The sequence below is a fragment of the Okeania sp. SIO2B9 genome (genome assembly GCF_010672505.1).
Lineage (GTDB): Bacteria > Cyanobacteriota > Cyanobacteriia > Cyanobacteriales > Microcoleaceae > Okeania > Okeania hirsuta.
The window spans coordinates 1-1,265 of the sequence record NZ_JAAHGK010001697.1 but is presented as its reverse complement, the minus strand read 5'-3'; the positions used below and the strand labels follow the sequence as shown (position 1 = coordinate 1,265).

1 pseudogene is annotated in these 1,265 nt (G+C 34.6%); it reads right to left on the bottom strand.

Annotation, left to right across the window (positions count from 1 at the left end):
• Window positions 1–393: 393 nt before the first annotated feature.
• Window positions 394–1,265 (bottom strand): annotated as a pseudogene (locus F6K13_RS33785) (cation:proton antiporter); the annotation flags it as partial.

Below are 1,265 nucleotides of genomic sequence, written 5' to 3'. Positions count from 1 at the left end.
TCTTGAAAAGAAGAGGTAATTATTCATTATTCATTATTCATTATTGAAGCGAGGTTGCACAGAATTAGGTATTAGGTATTAAGTAGTAGGTGTTATACCAAGCGTGAAAAAAGAATAAAAAAATAGGTAGTAGGTGTTAGGTGATATGGCAGTGGAAGGAAAAGGCACAGACATATCAAAAACTTAAAACTCAGACAACGCAAAATTTTTCCTTCTTCTTCCTTCTTCCTTCTTCCCTCTTCCCTCTTCCTTCTTCCTTTTTCCCTCTTCCTTCACTTAAGAATGAGGTTCGCCAAACAAAACCAAAGAACAATTTAACTCTTTCAAAACCTCATTAGTCACATCACTAACAGCCAAACCACCAGCAGTACGGCGACGCATAGAACGCAAAACAACTAAATCAAAAGACCACGCCATTCTAATAATTACTTGAGCTACATTAGCCGGAACATCCAAAATTAATCCCATATCTACAAAGAAAAAAGGAATAAACAATGTACTGCCAATAAATTCCACTTTTTCCTTAACAGGACAATTTCCAACAACTTCATTCACAGCAATACCAGCTAAGAAAGCTCCCACAATAATATCAACATGAATTATTTGTGCTTCTACACTAGCAATAAATACAACTAACATTATGAATAAAAATTGATTTCCCTCTTCATCTCCAGTCCGACGGAAATATTGTTCCCTTAACCATTTAAAACCAAACAAAACAACTACTGCATAAATAGCTAATTCTCCTAACTGAATAATCAGACTAACAACAGAAAATTCTCCCGCATTAACCGACACACAAATTGCCAGAACTAATAAAGCCGCAATATCAGTAAATATTGTCGCCCCAATAGTCACAGTAACTGCTTCATTAGCCACTACACCCAATCTATTAACAATGGGATAACCTAAAAGAGTATGAGGTGCAAATAGAGAACCAATTAAAATCGAAGCATTCCAACTAAAGCCAAAAATTCTACCAACTAAAATACCTGCAATAATGGGGATAAAAAAAGTGTCAAGCCAAAACCAATAGAGCAATTTATAGTTTTATTAAATTGTTCTAAATCAATTTATAAAGCTATCACAAACATCAGATATATTTTGCCAATATCTGATAGTAACTTCATAGTTTCTGTTTCACTATTGAGAAGCTGTAAACCATGAGGATCTAGTACAACTCCTCCTACTAATAATCCCACTAAACCAGGTAGTCGAAGACGTTCAAAAATTGGCGGAATGCTTAAAATAACCAGTAGAAGAAT